Here is an 18,822-nt window from a genome sequence, read left to right on the forward strand (position 1 = left end):
TAGTCCGTCTGCTCTTCTCATCCATACCGTGTAGTTTACACGTTTGTCCAGCAAAACAAAAGGGTACCGCGCACTGGCGGCACCCTTTGCACTTATTCTACCATTCCACGTCGCGTGGATGGATATACTAATGGCCCTGAGAAAGGGCGAATCCGCTCTTTTCGAGCAAACGGCTGCTTTCCTCGTTCAGCCCGCGCAAATGCACGGTTTTGCCCAGCTTGGCGTATTTGAACTTCACCTTGCCAATCGCCACGACGGCCGTGTTATCCCAAATGTGAGAACCGCTGAAATCGATCGTGATTTCATCCGGGTCAGCCTCGGCATTGAATTCATCCACGAACCGGGAGGAAGAACCGAAGAAAAACGGCCCATGCACGCGGTACACCTTGCGTCCTTGCTCTTCGCTCGATTGCACCCGAATCTTGGCTTGCTTCCAGCCGAAATGCAGCACGCTGAGCACAACGCCGACGAGCACACCGATCGACAAGTCGCTGGTAATGACTACGATCACCACGGTCACGACCATAACGAAGGCCTCTGCCCGCGGCACGCGACCGATGTTTTTGAGCGAGCTCCAATCGAACGTGCCGATGCATACCGTAAACATGACGCCGACCAGTGCACCGATCGGCACCTGCTTCACGACATCGCTGAGCAAGAGCAGCAAAATCGCCAGAAATGCACCTGCGGTAAAGGTCGACAAACGGCCGCGGCCGCCGGATTTCACGTTGATGACGGACTGGCCGATCATCGCGCATCCGCCCATGCCGCCAAAGAAACCATTCACGAAATTGGCGATCCCTTGGCCGCGAACCTCGCGGTTTTTGCTGCTGCGCGTCTCGGTCATTTCATCCACGATCGTCGCGGTCAGCAGCGATTCCAACAGACCAACAAGTGCCATCGTAAAGGAATACGGCAGCAGAATCATCAGTGTGTTGAAGGACCACTCAATGTTCGGCAGATGGAACATCGGCAACGTGCTTGTCAGATTGCCCATCTGTCCGACCGTTTTGACGTCCAGATGAAAGACGAACGTGATGATCGTCATCACGATAATGGCAACGAGCGGCGCAGGAGCAGCCTTGAAAAAGCGCGGCAAAATGTAAATGATCGCCAGCGTGCCCGCTACCATTGCGTACATGATCCAGTTTGCACCCGTAAAATGCGTCAGCTGTGCCATGAAAATCAAAATCGCCAAGGCGTTCACGAATCCGGTCAATACCGAATGGGGCACAAACGTGATGAAACGCCCTACTTTGAAAATGCCCAAAATAAACTGGATGATGCCCGTCAGAATCGTTGCGGCAAACAAATACTCCACGCCGTAATCCTTGACGAGCCCAACCATCAGCACGGCCATCGCTCCGGTCGCCGCAGAGATCATGCCCGGTCTGCCGCCCGCAATCGAGATGACGATCGCGATCGTAATCGAAGCATACAGCCCCACCATCGGGTCCACGCCCGCGATAATGGAGAAGGCAATGGCTTCCGGAATAAGCGCCAGCGCCACCGTAATGCCTGCGAGCACATCGCCGCGGATGTTGCCAAACCACTGTTGTTTTAACGTATTCATATGTCTAGTGCCGCTCCTCCTAATCCAACAAACCTTAATTCGTCTCTAGCCAAATGTGGCGGAACGGCGCACTCCGCTTCCAATCGGACGGCATGCCGAAACGAAACTACGGATTTGATCCGTAACCTAGCTTCTGACTGGACCTTGTAAAATTATGCATGCAAAATAACGGATGCACGCCCTTGCCCGCCATCGTGTTCATTGATTCGAATTTCCGTTTCCGTGTGCGTCCAGGACATATTCCGCGACCGGCTTAGACGTTGCTGCTTAAAACATGAACGGTCATCGACCGTTCTGGCTTTCCCCTCTCAGAAAAACCGGGTCCGTTGTGTACTGACCTACTATTATAGAGAATAAGTTAAAGATGCACGAACGTTGATACAGGGCTTTAATCGCTTGTTTTCATCCATTATCTTTTATTTTCATGCCAAATCCTTTGATTATCTTTTGATTTATTGAGCACAGGTATGGAAACACAAATAACCCTTACTTTTGCGTAAGGGTTACTTGCCATAAGTATAATGATCGCTTCCGCAGAATGCTCAGAACCTGCCTGACTTGAATATCGAATAGAGTAGAAACGCCACCATGAGAATCGCGACCAGAAATCCGATCTCGATCACGGGAATGTCCCATAACATCGTGGATTGGTGACTGATGGAAGAACCGATGATCAATCCGACCATAATGATGCAAAAGGCCAACAACACAATGCTGAACGATAGACGGTTGCTGATCTGGTCCAGCCTGCGAAGCAACGTTTCCAGTTCAGGGACGCTGACTTCCAGGCGCAGCTTGCCCTTGCTGATGATGGATGAGAGCTGTCGCAGCTGCCCCGGCAATCCCATGACGCTTTCCGCCATGTCGGCCGCGCTGCGGAACAGCCTGTTTTTGATTTTCCCCGGGTTAAAACGATCCTTGAGCAGCTTGCGGCCAAAAGGCTCGGCCATGTCCACGATGCTCACGGTAGGGTCGAGATGTTCGATTACGCCTTCCAGCGTCAGCAGTGACTTGCCCATCAGAAGGATGTCCGGCGGCATAATGATCCTGTGACGCTGAGCAACGCCGAACAGATCATTCAATGCTTGACCTACGCTGATTTTCGAAAAAGAAATATCGTAATATTTGGCCCGCAGTTTGTCCAAATCGTTGTGGAGCCCACGCTCGTCGATATCATCCGGCATCATGCCCAGCTTCTCGATGGCCCGGATCATGGCCTCGGTATCCTTGCGCATGAGCCCAATGACCAGCGATGCCAGATGCTTCCTCATTTCCTCGCTCAGGCTGCCCACCATGCCGAAGTCAATGAAGGCGATACGCCCATCCTTAAGCACCATCAAGTTCCCCGGATGTGGATCGGCATGAAAAAAACCGTGCAGAAATATTTGGTTCAAGATCGCATCAACCAACCGCTGTGCGATATCCTTCACGTCATACCCGCGTTTCGCCAGTTCATCGGGGTCGTTCAGCTTGATGCCCTCAATATACTCCATCGTCAGGATGCGAGATGACGTTTGATCCCAATAAATTTCCGGAATCTTCGCCTGGCCGTCCCCTTCATACTGCAGCGCGATCTTTTCCGTATTGCGGCCTTCCACCGTGTAGTCCAGCTCGGCCAGCAATGCCGCAGCGTACTCCTCGACCATTTGCGGAATTTGATACTGTCGGACCCAGTCCCACCGCTTCTCGGCCATGGTCGTCAACTCGCGCAGAATGTCCAGGTCTCGCTGCACGATGCGCGCAATGCCGGGCCGCTGGACCTTGATAGCCACGGCTTCCCCGCTCCGCAGCTTGCCCAAATGCACCTGACCGATGCTGGCCGCTGCTACGGGAGTATCCTCGAACCGGGAAAAGATCTCCTCGAGCGGCATATCCAATTCCTGTTCCAAAATCCCCCGCGCCGTGTCCGAAGAAAACGGCGGCACCTGATCCTGCAGTTTCACCAATTCCCGGATCACCGGATCGGGCAGCAAATCCGCCCGCGTGCTTGCCAGCTGCCCCAGTTTCACGAAAGCCGGTCCCAATTCCTGCAGCACCAGCCGAATCCGCTCGCTCAACGTTTTGCTTGCATGCTCCTCACGGGACATCCAACGCCGGGGCAGGGCCAGCAGCTGGAAAAGTCCCAGCTCCTCCACCATATACCCGAAGCCATGGCGCACCAGCGCCATGGCGATTTCGCGGTATCTGCCGACATGTTTGATGCGCACGGCCATCTACTCGTTCTCTTTAAGAGGAGGGACTTCGAGCGGCGCAGGTGCGGCAACCGGTTCAGCTTGCGGGGAGTGACCCAGTTTGGCCAGCTTGGCTTCAAGTGCTTCAATGCGTTGTTCCAGCCGAGCCACTTCGCCTTTGGTCGGCACGCCGACGTCCACAAGCGCACGCTGGACCTGTTCGTTGATCCATTTCTTGATCTGGCCTTGCTCTTCATTGCCGCGTTCCATCAGCTTGTCGACCAAGTCCCTGGATTCTCCGGGCGCAAGCTTGCCCCGTTTGACCAGGTCGTCCACGGTTTTTTCGATTTTTTCCTTGCTTACAACGGTAAGACCGAGCCCTAACGAAATTGCCTTTTTGAACAAATCGCTCATTCCTGTCATCCTCCTCTTTGTTGATTTCTATATTATACCCCTAATGGACGGCAACCAAAAGAAACCCCAAATCGACGGACTGACCGTGGCCATCTTGCAAAAGGCAACCCCCGTACCTGATCTTGTCTGCGCCTAACCGTTACACGTAACGGGCAGCCCATTTCCCTGCTTGCAGCACCAGCTGACGATAGGTTTCATGGGCAAAAGAAGGCACGTGATGTCCGGGCATCAGATACACGATCCGTCCAAGACCGTATGTATGCGCCCACGCGGCCGGCTTCGGTCCTTCCTCGGACTGATACTCCAGAAGCACCGTCGTTTCGGTGAATGTGCCGAACTCAAACAGGTAGGCTTCCTCTTCCATTGCAAAATCCGAAATGCCTTCGGTTACGGGATGATTCGTCGCCGTGACCTTGAACTCCAGCGGAGCATAGGCCGGATGGTGCAAAAATTTTGCGCCCATCATCTGCGCCAGCTCATAGCGGTTTTGCAGGGAGATGCCGTTGTGGATGATGACGAGCCCTCCCCCATTGCTGACGTAAGACAGCAACCCCGCTGTCTGCTGCGGCGAAGCTTTGCCTCTCCAGTCGTCGAAATACGAGATGCACACATCGAATCCCGATATATTTTCCTGAAGCAGCATGTTGCGATTTTCGCTGCACTGTACGGTCATGATATCGTGGAAGATTCGACTGATCTCCACGTCCACGCCTTGCATCGGATGCCAGTCGGGATGAGTGTAATCGCCGAGCAGCAGTGCCTTTTTACGATGATCCATTATTCATAACTCCTTTCGGATTCAACTTCAGTCAGACGATTTGCATGAAAACAACCGGCACCTCATTCTTCGGATATGCTCGTGCAGCCATGTCCCCGCCGGCCAGACCGACCGGAAACGATATATCTTCTAGTATAGCCGCTTTGTTCGCAGGCATATCCGGGAAATGCTGAACGGGGTGTCCAATTATACTTCATTCCACGCTTCTCGGCAAAAACCTTTTCCCAATCCGCCGGAAAACCAACTTCGCGACCAAAGTCTCAGAAGCCGGTTATTTCGCAAGGTGATCATTTCGACTAAGACAAAATACCTTGCCAAACATGGGTTCAAGATTCTTTATGACCAGTTTGGCCTTTCAGCTTGTAATGGAGGCAGTGGGTTACCCATCTTTGCGCCGCAGCCGGATTCGATCCGAAGTGAACGTGCGTATAACCGGCCATCACGCTCCCTGCAGCATACCCCTCCTTCTTCATCCCTCGCAGTCCCTTGGTTTCATAGGCAAACGGAGTCTCGAAGCCTTCCTTATAAGTCATGGTGGAGTAATGGAACTCATGCCCTCTCACTCCTTCTCCTTGTTCCAACAAAAAAGTGCTCTTAACCGCATGGGCTTCACGGTAGCCCAGAGCGGCCCGCTTGGTCTGCATCTGCACATCGGCAGGCACGATGCCTGCCATCGCATGCGTTTCTCCCTGGCGATCGGTCAGCGTCTCGGCCAGTACCATATAACCCCCGCACTCGGCAAAGAGAGGCATGTCCTTCCGAACCGCCTCTCTCAAACCTGCAAGAAATCTGCGATTCGCGGCAATGTCGGCGGCAAACTCCTCGGGGAATCCGCCTCCCAGATAGATGCCGTCCGCATCATCCGGAATGCCATCACCCGCCAGCGGACTGAAATAGGTCAGCCTGGACCCGGCTTCCTCTAACAGCTCCAGATTGTCGGGATAATAAAAATTGAATGCTGCATCTCGTGCCACCGCAATCGTAGGCTGCTGTTCAGAGGTCTGCTGAGTCTTCTGGTGTTCGGATGGGCGCGAAAATTCAGATGTATCTATACTCTCCCAAGCATCAAGCGGCGGCGCGCCAGCCGCAATCGCCATAATCGCATCCAGGTCGGTGCCTTCGAGCAGCACATCGGCTGCACGCTGGAACAATGGCTCCAGCTCGCCGCGTTCAATGGCCGGCACCAATCCCAAATGGCGCTCCGGTATCGAAAGCTCCTCATCGCGCTTCAGCCAGCCAACGACAGGAATGCCGCACATTTGCTCAATCGCTTTTTTGACGATACCGTAATGTCCGGCACTGCCGCAGCGGTTCACGATCACGCCCGCAATGTTCAGCTCGGGCTCCAGCTGTTGGAAGCCAAGCACGATGGCAGCCGCACTGCGGGCCATGCTGCGCACGTCCACGACCAGCAGGACGGGCGTTTGCGTCACGAGTGCAATTTCCGCCGTAGATCCCGTGTTGCTGAGCGGGTCCTTCCCATCGTAGAGACCCATGACGCCCTCAATGATGGAGATATCCTGCCCGACCGAAGCCTTGGCAAAAGCAGTGCGCACGTATTCCGGCGATGTCATCCATGCATCGAGATTGCGGGAAGCTCTGCCCGTAACGGCCGTATGATACGTCGGGTCAATGTAATCGGGTCCGCATTTAAAGCCCTGTACACGCAAGCCGCGGCCGGCAAGGGCCTTCATCAGGCCAAGGGTTACGGTCGTTTTGCCTGCGCCGCTGCCCGTGCCCGCGATAATCAATCGGGGCCTGTTCACGTCTGTAAAATTCACTTCTTGATTCGAGGCCATGTTCGAATTCGTCATTCGTCGCTCCACCTTTCAAAAAAACCGCACCGAAAAATCGATGCGGTTCAATCCTGTTCGTTTAGATGCTGCGGGGAAATCAGGTTTACTTTAATTTCGTCGCAGTCTCTCATTCCTGCATTTTGCAAAATGATCAATCAAAATGGGATGCGGGCAACCGACAGCGTCAAATTGCCGCTTTTTTTCTTCTCCAGTAACCAGTGGTCCGCACCGGAAGAAAGCAGTGCCGCCGGTTCGCACACGCCGTAAGCTCCTGTGTACTTGAACACCGTTTCCGACGGGTTTGGCAGCTCGACCGCGTTCAACTCCGCCGGCGTATACGTGACCAGCTCCCAGCCGTACTTGGCGCAAAGCGCAAGCAGGCCCTCTTCGTCTTTTTTCAAGTCAATGGTAGCTACGTTGCGCACGCTTTTGACCGATAGGGACAGCTCCTCCAATGTGGCGAGCATTTCCCGCTCCAGCTCCTCCATGGCCGTACCGCGATTGCAGCCCATGCCAAGCACCAGGCTCTTCGGACGGTAGAGCACCCCGTTGCTGAGGAAACGCTCCTGCTCGGCCTTTGTCAGCAGGCGATCGCTGACGACCAATGCGGCATTGAAGTCGAACGATGCTGCGTCCTCCAGACGATCGAACACGCGAATGTGATCCGGGACGGGTTTGTCGTACTTCCACCAGTTCCGCTCCCCGGTTTCCCGGATCAAAGCCACAGGCTCCTCGTTCACGACGGCGGCGCTGACAGGCGTGGCCTTGTCGAAGCTGTCCACCGTCCAGCCCAGCTCGCGGCCGAACAGGTCAACAGGGATCGTGCCCTGCACGTCGGAAGCCGTCGTAATGACGGCGTGCGAACCAAGCACACTCGCCACTTGCCGGGTCAGCTCGTTTGCGCCGCCCAGATGCCCGGACAGCACGCTGATGACGTTCTCGCCGCGGTCATCGATGACGAGCACGGCCGGGTCCACTTTTTTGTCGACCAACAGCGGCGCGATCATACGTACCACCGCTCCGAGCGAAATGATGAGAATGATGCCGTTGTACTGTTTGAACAGGTCCGGCAAAATCAGCTTTACGGAACCCTCGAACATGCGATAGCCGAGTTCTTCTTCGTCTCCCCGCGCAAACTTGGTCATGTAGTATACGTCGGTACCGGGGAATTGTCCGGCCAGCTCGCGTGCCATTTGCACGCCATGCTTTGTGATCGCCACAACCGCAAACGGGTTACTCACCGGCCTTCACCCCTTTGCGGTAGCCGTGCGTGAAGGTTTTGTCGTACAGCTTGGAGCGGTGGACATCCCGGTTCACGATGTCGGGATCGAGCGCCCATCCGGCCAAAATCATCGCATGCATCGTAATGCCTGCGGCACGCAGGTCGGCTGGGAGGTTTGCCAGCGTCGTACGCACGATTTTCTGATCAGGCCATGTCGCCCGCTGAACGACGGCCACCGGCGTATCCTCGCTCCAACCGGCCGCGAGGAATTCGTTTACGACCTTTTTCGCCAGCGTTGCGCTCAAGAATAATGCCACCGTGCAGTGATGCGAGGCCAGATCGCGCAGCTTCTCCCGCTCCGGCACGGGCGTACGGCCCTCGGCACGGGTCAAGATGACCGTCTGCGTCAGGTCCGGCACGGTCAATTCGGCGCCGAGCACTGCCGCCGAGGCAAATACCGAGCTGACGCCCGGAATGATCTCGTAAGCAACGCCCTGCTGCTTGAGCAGCACCATCTGTTCCAAAATGGCGCCGTACACGGCCGGATCGCCCGTATGTACGCGAGCTACGCTCCGCCCTGCGCGCACGGCCTCGCCCATCAGCTCGACCTGCCGCTCCAGGTCCATGCCCGAGCTTTGCAGCACTTCGGCTTCCGGCTTCGCCGTCGCGATCAATTCGTCATTGACGAGCGAATCGGTGTACAGCACCAGGTCGGCGCTGCGCAAAATGTTCGAACCTTTGACCGTGATCAGCTCGGGATCGCCGGGTCCGGCGCCGACGATGTATACTTTCGGTTCCAATGTTTTCATTTGCTCACCACCATCAGGGTCAAATATTCCAGCTCCTGCCCTTTCAGCTCGCGTGCGTCGCGCCAAACCAGCTCATACGGAGAAGTCACTTTCGTGACCACCGAAGCTTTGCCGCCCAGTCCCATTTCGTCCAGCAGCTCCAGCATCAGGTCAAGCACCTTGGCCACCTTGATGAACACGATCGTATCGTGGTTCTCGATCGCTTTCCGCATCGCCTCCTTGTCGGAAGTCGCCGGAACGATGCCCACCTGCTCATCGCCGTCCGCCAAATGCATGTCCAGCGCCGCCGCCGCACCCAGCACGGACGAAATGCCCGGAATCGATGAGATCGGCACTTCCGGATGTAGCTCGCGCATCAAACGCGCAAGGTGAATGAACGTGCTGTACAGGTTCGGATCGCCCTCGGTCACGAAAGCCACGTCCTTGCCTTCCTTCAGCGCCCCCCAGCATGCTTCCACCGTTTTGTTCCACTCGCGTTCCAGCACGACCGGGTCTTTCGTCATCGGAAAGATCAGGCCAAGCATTTCCTTTTCTTCGGGGTTCACGTACAGCTCCACGATTTCGTGGGCATACGATTTGCCGCCCTTCCGCTTCTTCGGATACGCAACGACCGGGCATTCCCGAATCATGCGATACGCTTTGACCGTAATCAGTTCCGGGTCTCCCGGACCGACGCCTACGCCATACAGCGTGCCTACTGCTGCCGTGCTCATGTTGTTTGCCCCTTTCTCTCTTCCGCTCCGCTCTCGCCGGTTAGCTCTTCCGTCTTGTGCCGACCTGTGATCACGTAGATCGGGTTCAGTCCGTCGAAACGCGTCATGTTCAGGATCGGTTTGCTGCGCGCCGTCTGCAGCAGCGTCACCGATGCATCCAGGCCTGCGCCCTGCATGGCCTTCATGCTGTCATGCAGCGTTTCGATCGTCGCTGCATTGACCACGATGCGTCCCTCCGGACGCAGCCGGGACGCGCAGAGCGCGATCAGCTCGGCGAGCTCGCCGCCGCTGCCGCCGATGAAGACGGCGTCCGGGTCGGGCCAGCCGTCCAGCCCCGCAGGGGCCTTGGCATGCAGGACGGTGAAGTCCGTCCGGAATTTGATGCGATTGGCCTCGATGTTCGCGAGGTCGCCTTCATTTTTTTCGACGGCGAAGACTTGGCCCTTCGGCGCAAGCCGCGTGCACTCCACGGCCACCGAGCCGGAGCCCGCTCCGATGTCCCACACGACGCTGTCGTCCCGCAAGCACAGCTCGGACAGGCTGAACACGCGCACTTCGCGCTTCGTGATCAAGCCCTTCTCCGGCTTGCGCTGGTGGAACTCCTCATCCGCAAAGCCGAACCCTCGGCGCGCCGGCGGCGCATCCTTGCGGCGCAGCAAAATGACGACGTTCAGCGGACTGCATTCCGTCTCTGCCAGCTCGTCCAGCGTGTAACGTCCTGTACGCTCATCCTTGCTGCCAAGGTTTTCGGCCACAAACGCATCGTATTCGGTCATTCCGAAATGCTGCAAATATGCGGCAATGGCGGCGGGGCTGTTTTTGTCGTCGGTCAGCAGCGCGATTTTGGCCTTACCGTCGATGCGCTGCGCCAGCCCTTGCAAGGGCCGACCGTGCACGCTCTCCAGCACGGCGTCCTGCCAGCTCTCGCCCAGCCGGGCAAATGCCAGCTGCAGCGAGCTGAGATTCGGCCGGATGTCCAGCGCATCCGGGCCCAGCTTACGCGCCATGTACCCGGCGATGCCGTAGAACAGCGGGTCCCCTGAGGCAAGCACGACCACGTTTTGCGTGGCATGAAGCTCCTTTATTTTTGCGACCAGTTCGCCCAGTCCGCTTCGGATCGTTAATTTCTCGCCTGCAAACGCAGGAAAGAACTGCAGCAGCCTCTCGCCGCCAACCAGCACGTCCGCCTGCTCGATGCAAGCGAGGCTGTCCGCAGTCAAGCCTGCTGCACCCTCCTCGCCAATGCCGATCATGCGGATCTTTCGATCATTCGTTTCCGTTGATGCCGTCCAGTTCACTTACTTCCGCCCTCCCCAGTTCCATTCCTTTCATCGTGACAAGCACGACCTCTACCGTTAAACCGCCCCCGGCATGTTCCAGACAGTGCCTGCAGGCATATGTACACAATTTTTCGAAATATGGCAAAAATCCGGCCTCCGTCATCATATCTGCCACCTGCGTCGCCGTGTTGGCTTCCTCGATCGCCTGGGCCAATTCTTCTCCCGCCCCGGTTTCCCGAGCCACGGACGCAAGAAATCCAAAATCCACCGGCGCGCTCTTGGAATGGACCATCATGACGCCTTGAGCCACTTTGGCAAACTTGCCTGGCATACCCACGAGGCTGATGCGTTTCATGCCAAGACGTTTGCCGTGTTTAATGGCAAAGCCAACGAAGTCGCCCATCTGAATAAAGGCTTCCTCCGGCAGCTCGGGCATCATCTTCATGGCGTATTTCTCGCTGCTGCCCCCGGTCGTCAGCACGATGTGCTCGCAGCCCGAAGCCTGCGCGACCGATATGGCCTGCACCACGCTGGCCCTGTAGGCCGACGTGGAGAACGGCACGACCACACCCCGCGTGCCCAGGATGGAGATGCCGCCTATGATACCCAAGCGGGAATTCAGTGTTTTCTTGGCGATTTCCTCGCCGTCGGGCACGCTGATGACTACCCGTACGCCGCGTGCCGCACCATGCTCGGCGAGTACCTGCGTGACCGCTTCGGTGATCATGCGCCGCGGCACGGGATTGATCGCCGCCTCGCCGACCGGCACGGGAAGCCCCGGTTTGGTCACCCGGCCCACGCCAATGCCTCCGTCCAGCTCGACGCCCGGCTCGTCCCGCCACGTGACATGCGCGATGATCTTCGCCAGATGCGTGGCATCGGGATCGTCGCCGGCATCTTTGATCGTGGCGCAAGTCGCCACGCCTTCTTTCAATTCCTGCTCCTGCAGCTCGAACGAGTGGTCAAAACCTGCCGGCAGCGATACGACAGCCCGATCCGGCACAATGCCGGTCAGCAGCAGCTGCGCGGCCCCTTTCGCCACGGCCGTTGCGCACGCCCCTGTCGTAAAGCCGGAACGCATCGGTTTATCCGGATCCGGGGCCTCTCCGCTTTTCATGCGTTTTTTTTCCATCATGGTCGTTGACCTCCCGTTCGTACTTGTTGCTTCGATATAGATTGCAATTATATAGGTTGAACAAATGATTATTACACGGGGCCACTACGTGGTCAGAACCATCTTCCGATCGCTCTTATCCCCGGATTTTTTTGATCCCTTTTTTTCAAGGGGAACATCCGGGGATAAATACGAACGCTTCGCTTCTCCAGATTTTTTCTGCCCTCTCCGTTATCGTGTAAGCATGCAGTTCAACCTATATAACATGAGATTCTTTTATAGCAACCCAGTTCCTCAGCTCCTGGGCGTACTTATAGAATGCTATAGCCATTAGGCTTTGGCCGCCATCAGGGAGATCGCGTTCAATGCAGCGACCACGATGGTGCTGCCGCCCTTGCGGCCGATGTTGGTGATGAACGGAATGTCGAGTTTGCGCAGCTCGTCCTTCGATTCCGCCGCAGACACAAAGCCGACCGGCATACCGATAATCAGGCCCGGCTTGGCTTCGCCTTCTTTGACCAGACGAATCAGCTCCAGCAAAGCGGTAGGCGCGTTCCCGATGGCATAAATGCCGCCCTCGTACGTTTTTACCGCTTTGCGCGTGGAAATGATCGCACGGGTTGTGTTCAGGCGTTTCGCCTCTTCAATGACGTCCGCATCGGAAATATGCACATGCACGTCCCCGCCGAAGCCGCGAATGCGGTCTTTGCTCACGCCGGCCTGGATCATCTGCACGTCCGCGATGACGGACTGGCCGGCACGAAGCGCTGCGATGCCTGCCGCAATCGCGTCCGGATGGAACACCATGCTGCGTCCGAGCTCAAAATCCGCGGAAGCGTGAATGACGCGTTGCACCACAGGATATTGTTCAGCCGTGAATGGATGCTCGCCGAGTTCCTCGGTAATCATTTCGAAGCTTTTTCCTTCAATTTCCTGCGGCTGTACGGTGAGCGGTTTAAATTCCGTTTTGAAATCCATGTGCCTGCACTCCTTCATTATTGAAAATGGTATTAACGGTCATGGCGTTCCCTGTTCTCGGCTTCTTTCTCACGAACCTGAGACACCTTATTCGGGTGTTTTCACACACTTCTTTAGGCTAACGAACATCAGCATCGTTATTGGCGGGAATCCGGACGAAAGTGACCTTTATACTGCCAAATAGCGTGCCTCAGGTTCGTTACAGTTCCAAGAAGCTTTTTTTCGCAAAATAAGGTGTCTGATGTTCGTTATATTTTCGGGCCCTGCTTAACTTGAATTTGAATGGTTCAAATTCCAACTAAATAATCAGGCTTAGCCGCTCCGGTTGTCCCCATGATTGTACGTGCTTTATGTGCTTTGTGTGCTTTGTTTGCTTAGTGTTCTGTTTGTATTGCGCTCAACTGTACATTTCGCCGTTCATATGACGGTTAAACTGAACGTCTTCAAGCTCGCCTTAAATTGGCCCGGAATACGGTTATTTTTAATTAATCCGGGTTGCTGCACCCATATTACTTATGAAAAATACGCCCTAACTCTTCCAATACGCCTTCGTAATGGTCAAACACCGTACCGAACTCGACCTCCGGTCTGGCGATCAGCACGACATGGATGCCCAGTTCCAGCGCCGCTTGCACCTTCTCGTCGACTGCGCCGGTTTTGCCGCTTTCCTTGGTGACCATCACTGTCGTGGCATAATGTTTATATAAGGCTTCATTCAGTTCGCGTGAAAAAGGTCCCTGCATCGCAATGATGTTACGCTGCTCCACACCCAGCTCCCCGCATTTCTCCATGTTGTCGAGACGCGGCAGCATTCGCGCCACCAATCGAACGTCCGGATCGCCGAGCAGGTGCTTTGTGAAAATTTGCAGCGTTTTGCTGCCCGTGGTCAACATGACTGATCCTTTAAGCTCCTTGGCCTTGATCGCTGCTTCCTCGTAAGACGGCACGACATGAAGCAGCGGATGATCGTCATAGGCCAGTCCTGTCCGTTCATAACGGATATAGGGAATATCCGCCTGTTTAGCCGCTTCCATCGCATTGGCATGGGCTTCCTCCGCAAATGGATGGCTTGCATCGACAATGGCTTTGCTGCCTTGCTCGCGGGCCAGCTGCGCCATTGCTTCAGCGGTCATGCGGCCTGTCCGCACCTTTAACCCGGCTTCCGCCAGACTGTTCGCCGCACTCTCCGTTACCACCGACGTTAACACTTCAACACCGGTTTCGTGAATGCGTAACGCCAACTCCCGCGCATCGCTTGTTCCGCACAACATCAGGATCATGGACGGCCCACCTGCTCTCCCGCAGACGCCTCTTGCTTGTCCGAAACGTCATGTTCTCCCTTTCCGGGGGCGCGGTTATCCCGTTCTTCGTCCTTCTCGTGATGGGACAGAGGAATCTCCCCATCATGATCGTGATGAAAATCGCGTGATGATGCAAAATGATCATGCTCGTGATGATGATGGTGATCGTGATCATGGTGATGGTCATGGTCATGATGGTGGTCATGGTCATGATGGTGGTCATGGTCATGATGGTGATCGTGATCATGGTGGTGATCGTGATCATGGTGGTGGTCATGGTCATGATCGTGATGATGGTGGTGGTGTTTCATCGCTTCGATCCGATACTGGAACTCGTTCCAAGCTGCATCGACTCTGCCTTCCAATGCATCAAATGCACGCTGATTCACCAGTTCCACCAGCTTGGGATGGAAACCGAAATAACCGCCCAGTTCAACCTGAATCTCCGGATGCTCGGCTGCGAATGCCGCCGTCATCTCGTCGATCCGTTTAATCAGCACACCCGTAAACAGGAAATACGGAAGAACGATAATCCGTTTGGCCCCAAGCGCCAGACAGCGCTGCAGCCCTTCCGGGAACAAAGGCTCGGTGACGCCGATAAAACAGCTTTCCGCCCATTTATAAGGAAGCTTCTCCCACAACATCCGCGTCATTTTGAAAAAGTCGCTGTTGGCATCCGGATCACTGCTTCCCCGGCCAAGAACCAGCACCGCCGTTTCCTCATCCCGGGCTGGAGCAGGCGGGGCAGCCACTGCGACTGCTCCGCGAGAGGCTCCTGCCGATACGGGCTTCGCCTCATGCAAGCGAGTCTGCAAAATCTCAATCACTTTGTCGTGTACGCCAATCGGGCGGCCATACACGAATTCAACCTGCGGATAACGTGCTTTTGCACGATCGATCGCATTCGGGATGTCTACTTTGGCATGTCCGGCCGCAAACAGAATAATCGGCACCAGCACAACACGTGTCGCTCCTCTGTTCACGCAGGCTGTAACACCCTCAGCGATGCTTGGACGCGTCAATTCCAAAAAGCAAGTTTCCACGATCGTAGCTTCCGGAGCCTGCTCTGCTACGGTACGCGCAAACTCCTTCAGTTCGTTGTTCCCCTCAGGGTCACGACTTCCGTGACCTACCAGCAATATGGCGTTCATGTGCGATTGCTTCCTCCCCATTCCCGGCCCCTCAGGACCGGGCTTCCTGATTGATATGTCCATGCATTGCTTATTGGTTCAAAGGTAAATCCGGGCTCCCGATCATCTAATCCCCACAAACCGGGTTTACTTCAACCGTGACCGGTGCATCCACATGGCGGAAGCCCTGAATCACGCCAACCCGTTTGAAAAATTTATGAAAACGCTCATTCGGATGTCCTTTTTCTTTGTACTCCGCAACGATCCGTTCCACGATGCCGCCAATTTCGTCGCCCGGAATGCCTTCCGCGACCGGTTGCGCGGGATGGGCGTTGCGCCCGAACTTTTTGCCGCCGAGGAACAGGTCGTAACCGCCTTTGCGGTACACGATGCCGATATCCTCCAACACCGCGCCGTAACATGCCATGCCGCAGCCGTTCAGGGCCACGCTCGTTTCCTTCGGCGCACTCACGCCGCCGATGACGGCCTGCAGGTGTTCTGCCATCGGTACGGCATCATCCTTCTCCATGTTGCAGAAGTCGCAGGCTTTCACCTTGATGACGTCCCCGATCGGCACCACGATGAACTTCGCGGCGCGCAGCTCGGCAACGAGCCGGTCCGGCTCGAAGGTTGGCACGCGCAATATGATCTGGTGCTCCGGCGTATACTCCAGCTCGCCGTCGTCACCCGCGCATTGCGCAAGCAGCGCCATCTGTGCGGCGCTGAACTTTTTGTTGCCGACGCCGGGCGATACGCCCACCTCGAAGAGCGGCGGCTTGCTGCCTGGCGCGGGCGCCGTGCGCTCCAGGGCCTGCGGCGCAGCGGCTCCAGGCCCGGCGTCCAGCCAGCGGCTGGCTGCTTCGCCCGCGAGGGCCCCGCCTGCCGCGAGCCGACCGAGCGCCTCCGCGGCCAGCTCGGCTGCGCCGATGGGCGCGGCTGCGGCGGCTGCGTGCGGCGCGGCAACCGCCGGCGCAGGCCGCTCGGCGACGAGCACGGCAGTGGCGCCGCCGGCATCGCTGCCCTCCGGACTCGTCGCCGTTCCCGAAGGCGCAGCGCCGGCCGCGCTTTGGCCCGCTGCCGTACCGCTTGCGGCTGCACGGGCCTCCATCGCGCCGAGCGACCATGGCTCGGCTTCCGTGCGCAGCCGCTCATGCGGCCGGAGCGGCTGTTCCGTCGCGTTCAGCGTGTATTTCCGCTGATAGCCGCGTGGGGTCACCATGAGGCCTTCGTACATCATGGTGGACGAATTGCCGATGATCACGGTCGTCAGCATGCCGATGTCATGGTTCAGCATGTCCTCCAGCGTGGTGATGACCACATGCTGGCGGTCGCGGTACGCGCTTTTGACCAGCCCGACAGGGGTCTTGGGATCACGGTAACGCAGCAGAATCTCCTGCGTTTCTACGATCTGGCGGGTCCGCCTGCCGCTCCGCGGATTGTACAATGCAATGACGAAATCAGCGGAAGCCGCGGCCTCAACCCGGCGCTTAATGGTGTCCCACGGGGTCAGATGGTCGCTCAAACTGATCGTGCAAGCATCGTGCATGACAGGCGCTCCCAGCAAGGAAGCGCAGGACTGGATCGCCGAAACGCCCGGAACCACCTCCACTTCCACGCCGCTGTCCGGCTTCCATCCGCGCTCCATCAACACTTCGTATACGAGGCCGGCCATACCGTATACGCCCGCGTCGCCGCTGGAAATCACGGCCACGATTTTTCCCGCTTCCGCCTGTCTTACCGCTTCCTGCGCACGGCTGACTTCCTCGGTCATGCCCGTACGTACGATTTCCTGTCCGGTCAGCAGCGGCCGAATCAGGTCGACGTACGTGTTGTAGCCGATAATGACCTCGCTCTCTCTCAGTGCCTCAAGCGCCCGGTGGGTAATATGCTCCATGGCCCCTGGACCGAATCCGATAACAAGCAGCTTGCCTAGTCCTTGCATCTGTTTCTCCTCCTCCGATAACCTGTCCGACTTAAACAGTGAAGAAGGACGGCTAAGCCGGCCTTCTTCGCGCCTTATCGCATATTCAAAACTCTGAGAACGCCAATAAATCCCGTCCGCAATGCGGACGGGATACGAATGTACGTATGCTCAAGAACACAGCATCATTCCGTGGAAGAATGATCCTGCTGATGCATGGCCCGGAAGGGTCTGCCGGACGGACCTATGGTCCGCCCTTTTCCTGATCGTTCGTACACCGCTCCTTTCCGCGAAGGGTCCGGTGACACATTCAAGGTAGGTCTCCTGGCTCTGGTTCATCAGCTTCCTTTTCCGTCTTCCCCGGTGATCCGAGTGACTTATCAGCAGCAGCTCCAACGTCTGCGCAACCGATACTATTGAAAGGAGCCTCCCCATTACAGTGGCGGGACCGCTCGGGATTTGCACCCGATTCCCTGTTACCTCTTGCCTGAAAGCAAGAGCACCTTGTCTGTTTTCATGTGATGATATTGTCTTCATCATACCATCCGTCAGGAAATGATGTCCATGCCCATGAAGGCCTGCATTCATTTAATTTTCCCGCCCGGACGCAATCCTTTGCCTGCGAAACTAAAAAGGCCCTGATCCATGTATGGATCAAGGCCTCTTCTTATTAGCTTTTCCGTTCCTCTTCGGTTGACCAAAACCCGCACATCAGCATAGCGAAGGACTGCTCTCAGCCTTTTCGCCTTTTTATACCGTGCATCCTTTAAGCCTGATCTACCTTCAAAGCGGCGTAATAACGGCCCAGCTCCACGATGAGCGCCCCCATCTTTTCTTCCTCGGGGACAACGCGAACCTCGATGCCTTCCTCGCGCATGGCATTTGCCGTTACTTTGCCCACCGAAGCGGCCACCACGCCCTGCCTGAACGCCTCCTGCATCTGTTCCAGCTTGCCTTGCGAAGCTGCGTATTCCGTCAAAAAACGCACCTGCGGGCCGCTTGTAAAAGCAACGGCGTCAACCTCGTTCGCGATGATTTCGTTCAACAGCTGCGCCAGCTCCGCTTCTTCCGGCGGCACATGCCGATAAGGCAGCACCTGCCGCACCTGGGCTCCTTGCTGCTCCAGCCAACTCACCAGTTTCGGTGCCGTTTCGCCATGGAGCTGCAGCATCACTTTTTTCCCGGCAAGATCATGTGCAGCAAACTCGCGGATCAAGCCCTCCGTGCTGCCATCATCGTCCCGAACGATGGGTGAAAGCCTGCGCTTGCGCAGTGCATTCACCGTTTTGTATCCTCTCGCCGCAATCGACGAAGCCGCAAGTACATCAAGCAGCGCTCCGGCAAGTTCCATATCCTCTGCCATATCAAAAATGGCATCGAGCCCCATGCCCGTCGTCAGCACCGCCCAGTCCGGCGGATTGGAAATCCAGGAGACCAGTCCGTCCCGAATGCTCCGGTCATCCAGAAACACCGTTCCCTGTGCAGGCCGTACCAGCGGAATTCCGCCCATTTTTTCAACCAGCAGGGACATCTCCCTCGACTTGCGCGGTCCCGTCAGAGCCACGCGTATGCCTGCCAAATGTTGCGCCATATCGTTCCCCCCAGTTGGATTCTGCCGAAAG

General features: G+C 56.5%; 15 protein-coding genes and 1 riboswitch. All 15 genes read right to left on the reverse strand.

The window, feature by feature from the left end:
* Window positions 1-127 precede the first annotated feature (127 nt).
* Window positions 128-1,573 (reverse strand): SulP family inorganic anion transporter, encoded by a 1,446-nt coding sequence (locus L6H98_RS04225; protein WP_236413151.1) that lies wholly within the window; start codon window positions 1,571-1,573, stop codon window positions 128-130.
* A 542-nt stretch (window positions 1,574-2,115) separates the two neighbouring features.
* A complete protein-coding gene (locus L6H98_RS04230) occupies window positions 2,116-3,786 on the reverse strand; it encodes an AarF/ABC1/UbiB kinase family protein (RefSeq protein WP_236413153.1) in 1,671 nt (556 codons plus the stop codon).
* Window positions 3,787-4,158, reverse strand: coding sequence for a phasin family protein (locus L6H98_RS04235; protein ID WP_236413155.1), 372 nt, complete (start codon window positions 4,156-4,158; stop codon window positions 3,787-3,789).
* A gap of 139 nt (window positions 4,159-4,297) precedes the next feature.
* Complete coding sequence (locus L6H98_RS04240; protein ID WP_236413156.1) at window positions 4,298-4,936, reverse strand: ThuA domain-containing protein; 639 nt, start codon at window positions 4,934-4,936, stop codon at window positions 4,298-4,300.
* A gap of 326 nt (window positions 4,937-5,262) precedes the next feature.
* Window positions 5,263-6,750 carry a cobyrinate a,c-diamide synthase gene (locus tag L6H98_RS04245; protein WP_236413157.1) on the reverse strand — a complete coding sequence of 496 codons (1,488 nt, stop codon included), beginning with the start codon at window positions 6,748-6,750 and terminating at the stop codon, window positions 5,263-5,265.
* Between the two features lie 137 nt (window positions 6,751-6,887).
* Window positions 6,888-7,973: a cobalamin biosynthesis protein gene (locus L6H98_RS04250; RefSeq protein WP_236413158.1), complete on the reverse strand. Its 1,086-nt coding sequence runs from the start codon at window positions 7,971-7,973 to the stop codon at window positions 6,888-6,890.
* On the reverse strand, window positions 7,966-8,763 hold the full coding sequence (gene cobM / locus L6H98_RS04255) for a precorrin-4 C(11)-methyltransferase (protein ID WP_236413159.1): 798 nt from the start codon (window positions 8,761-8,763) through the stop codon (window positions 7,966-7,968). Before cobM ends, L6H98_RS04250 begins: the two co-directional genes overlap by 8 nt.
* The gene (gene cobI / locus L6H98_RS04260) at window positions 8,760-9,476 is read right to left on the reverse strand and encodes a precorrin-2 C(20)-methyltransferase (protein ID WP_236413160.1); all 717 of its coding nucleotides are present in this window, start codon (window positions 9,474-9,476) and stop codon (window positions 8,760-8,762) included. Before cobI ends, cobM begins: the two co-directional genes overlap by 4 nt.
* A complete protein-coding gene (gene cbiE, locus L6H98_RS04265; RefSeq protein WP_236413722.1) occupies window positions 9,473-10,729 on the reverse strand; it encodes a precorrin-6y C5,15-methyltransferase (decarboxylating) subunit CbiE in 1,257 nt (418 codons plus the stop codon). The genes cobI and cbiE overlap by 4 nt, the downstream gene beginning before the upstream one ends.
* 13 nt (window positions 10,730-10,742) lie before the next feature.
* Complete coding sequence (locus tag L6H98_RS04270; protein ID WP_236413161.1) at window positions 10,743-11,891, reverse strand: cobalt-precorrin-5B (C(1))-methyltransferase; 1,149 nt, start codon at window positions 11,889-11,891, stop codon at window positions 10,743-10,745.
* A gap of 309 nt (window positions 11,892-12,200) precedes the next feature.
* Window positions 12,201-12,848, reverse strand: coding sequence for a precorrin-8X methylmutase (locus L6H98_RS04275; protein WP_236413162.1), 648 nt, complete (start codon window positions 12,846-12,848; stop codon window positions 12,201-12,203).
* A 509-nt stretch (window positions 12,849-13,357) separates the two neighbouring features.
* On the reverse strand, window positions 13,358-14,128 hold the full coding sequence (gene cobK / locus L6H98_RS04280; RefSeq protein ID WP_236413165.1) for a precorrin-6A reductase: 771 nt from the start codon (window positions 14,126-14,128) through the stop codon (window positions 13,358-13,360).
* Window positions 14,125-15,300 carry a sirohydrochlorin chelatase gene (locus L6H98_RS04285; protein WP_236413167.1) on the reverse strand — a complete coding sequence of 392 codons (1,176 nt, stop codon included), beginning with the start codon at window positions 15,298-15,300 and terminating at the stop codon, window positions 14,125-14,127. Before L6H98_RS04285 ends, cobK begins: the two co-directional genes overlap by 4 nt.
* 106 nt (window positions 15,301-15,406) lie before the next feature.
* Entirely contained in the window at window positions 15,407-17,221 is a 1,815-nt protein-coding gene (cobJ, locus tag L6H98_RS04290; RefSeq protein ID WP_236413170.1) for a precorrin-3B C(17)-methyltransferase, read from the reverse strand.
* 275 nt (window positions 17,222-17,496) lie between these two features.
* Window positions 17,497-17,722, reverse strand: a riboswitch (cobalamin riboswitch).
* Window positions 17,723-17,966: 244 nt separating this feature from the next.
* Window positions 17,967-18,791 carry a uroporphyrinogen-III synthase gene (locus L6H98_RS04295; protein ID WP_236413172.1) on the reverse strand — a complete coding sequence of 275 codons (825 nt, stop codon included), beginning with the start codon at window positions 18,789-18,791 and terminating at the stop codon, window positions 17,967-17,969.
* Between the last annotated feature and the right edge of the window lie 31 nt (window positions 18,792-18,822).

The organism is Paenibacillus sp. JJ-223, from assembly GCF_927798175.1.
Classification (GTDB): domain Bacteria; phylum Bacillota; class Bacilli; order Paenibacillales; family Paenibacillaceae; genus Paenibacillus; species Paenibacillus hubeiensis.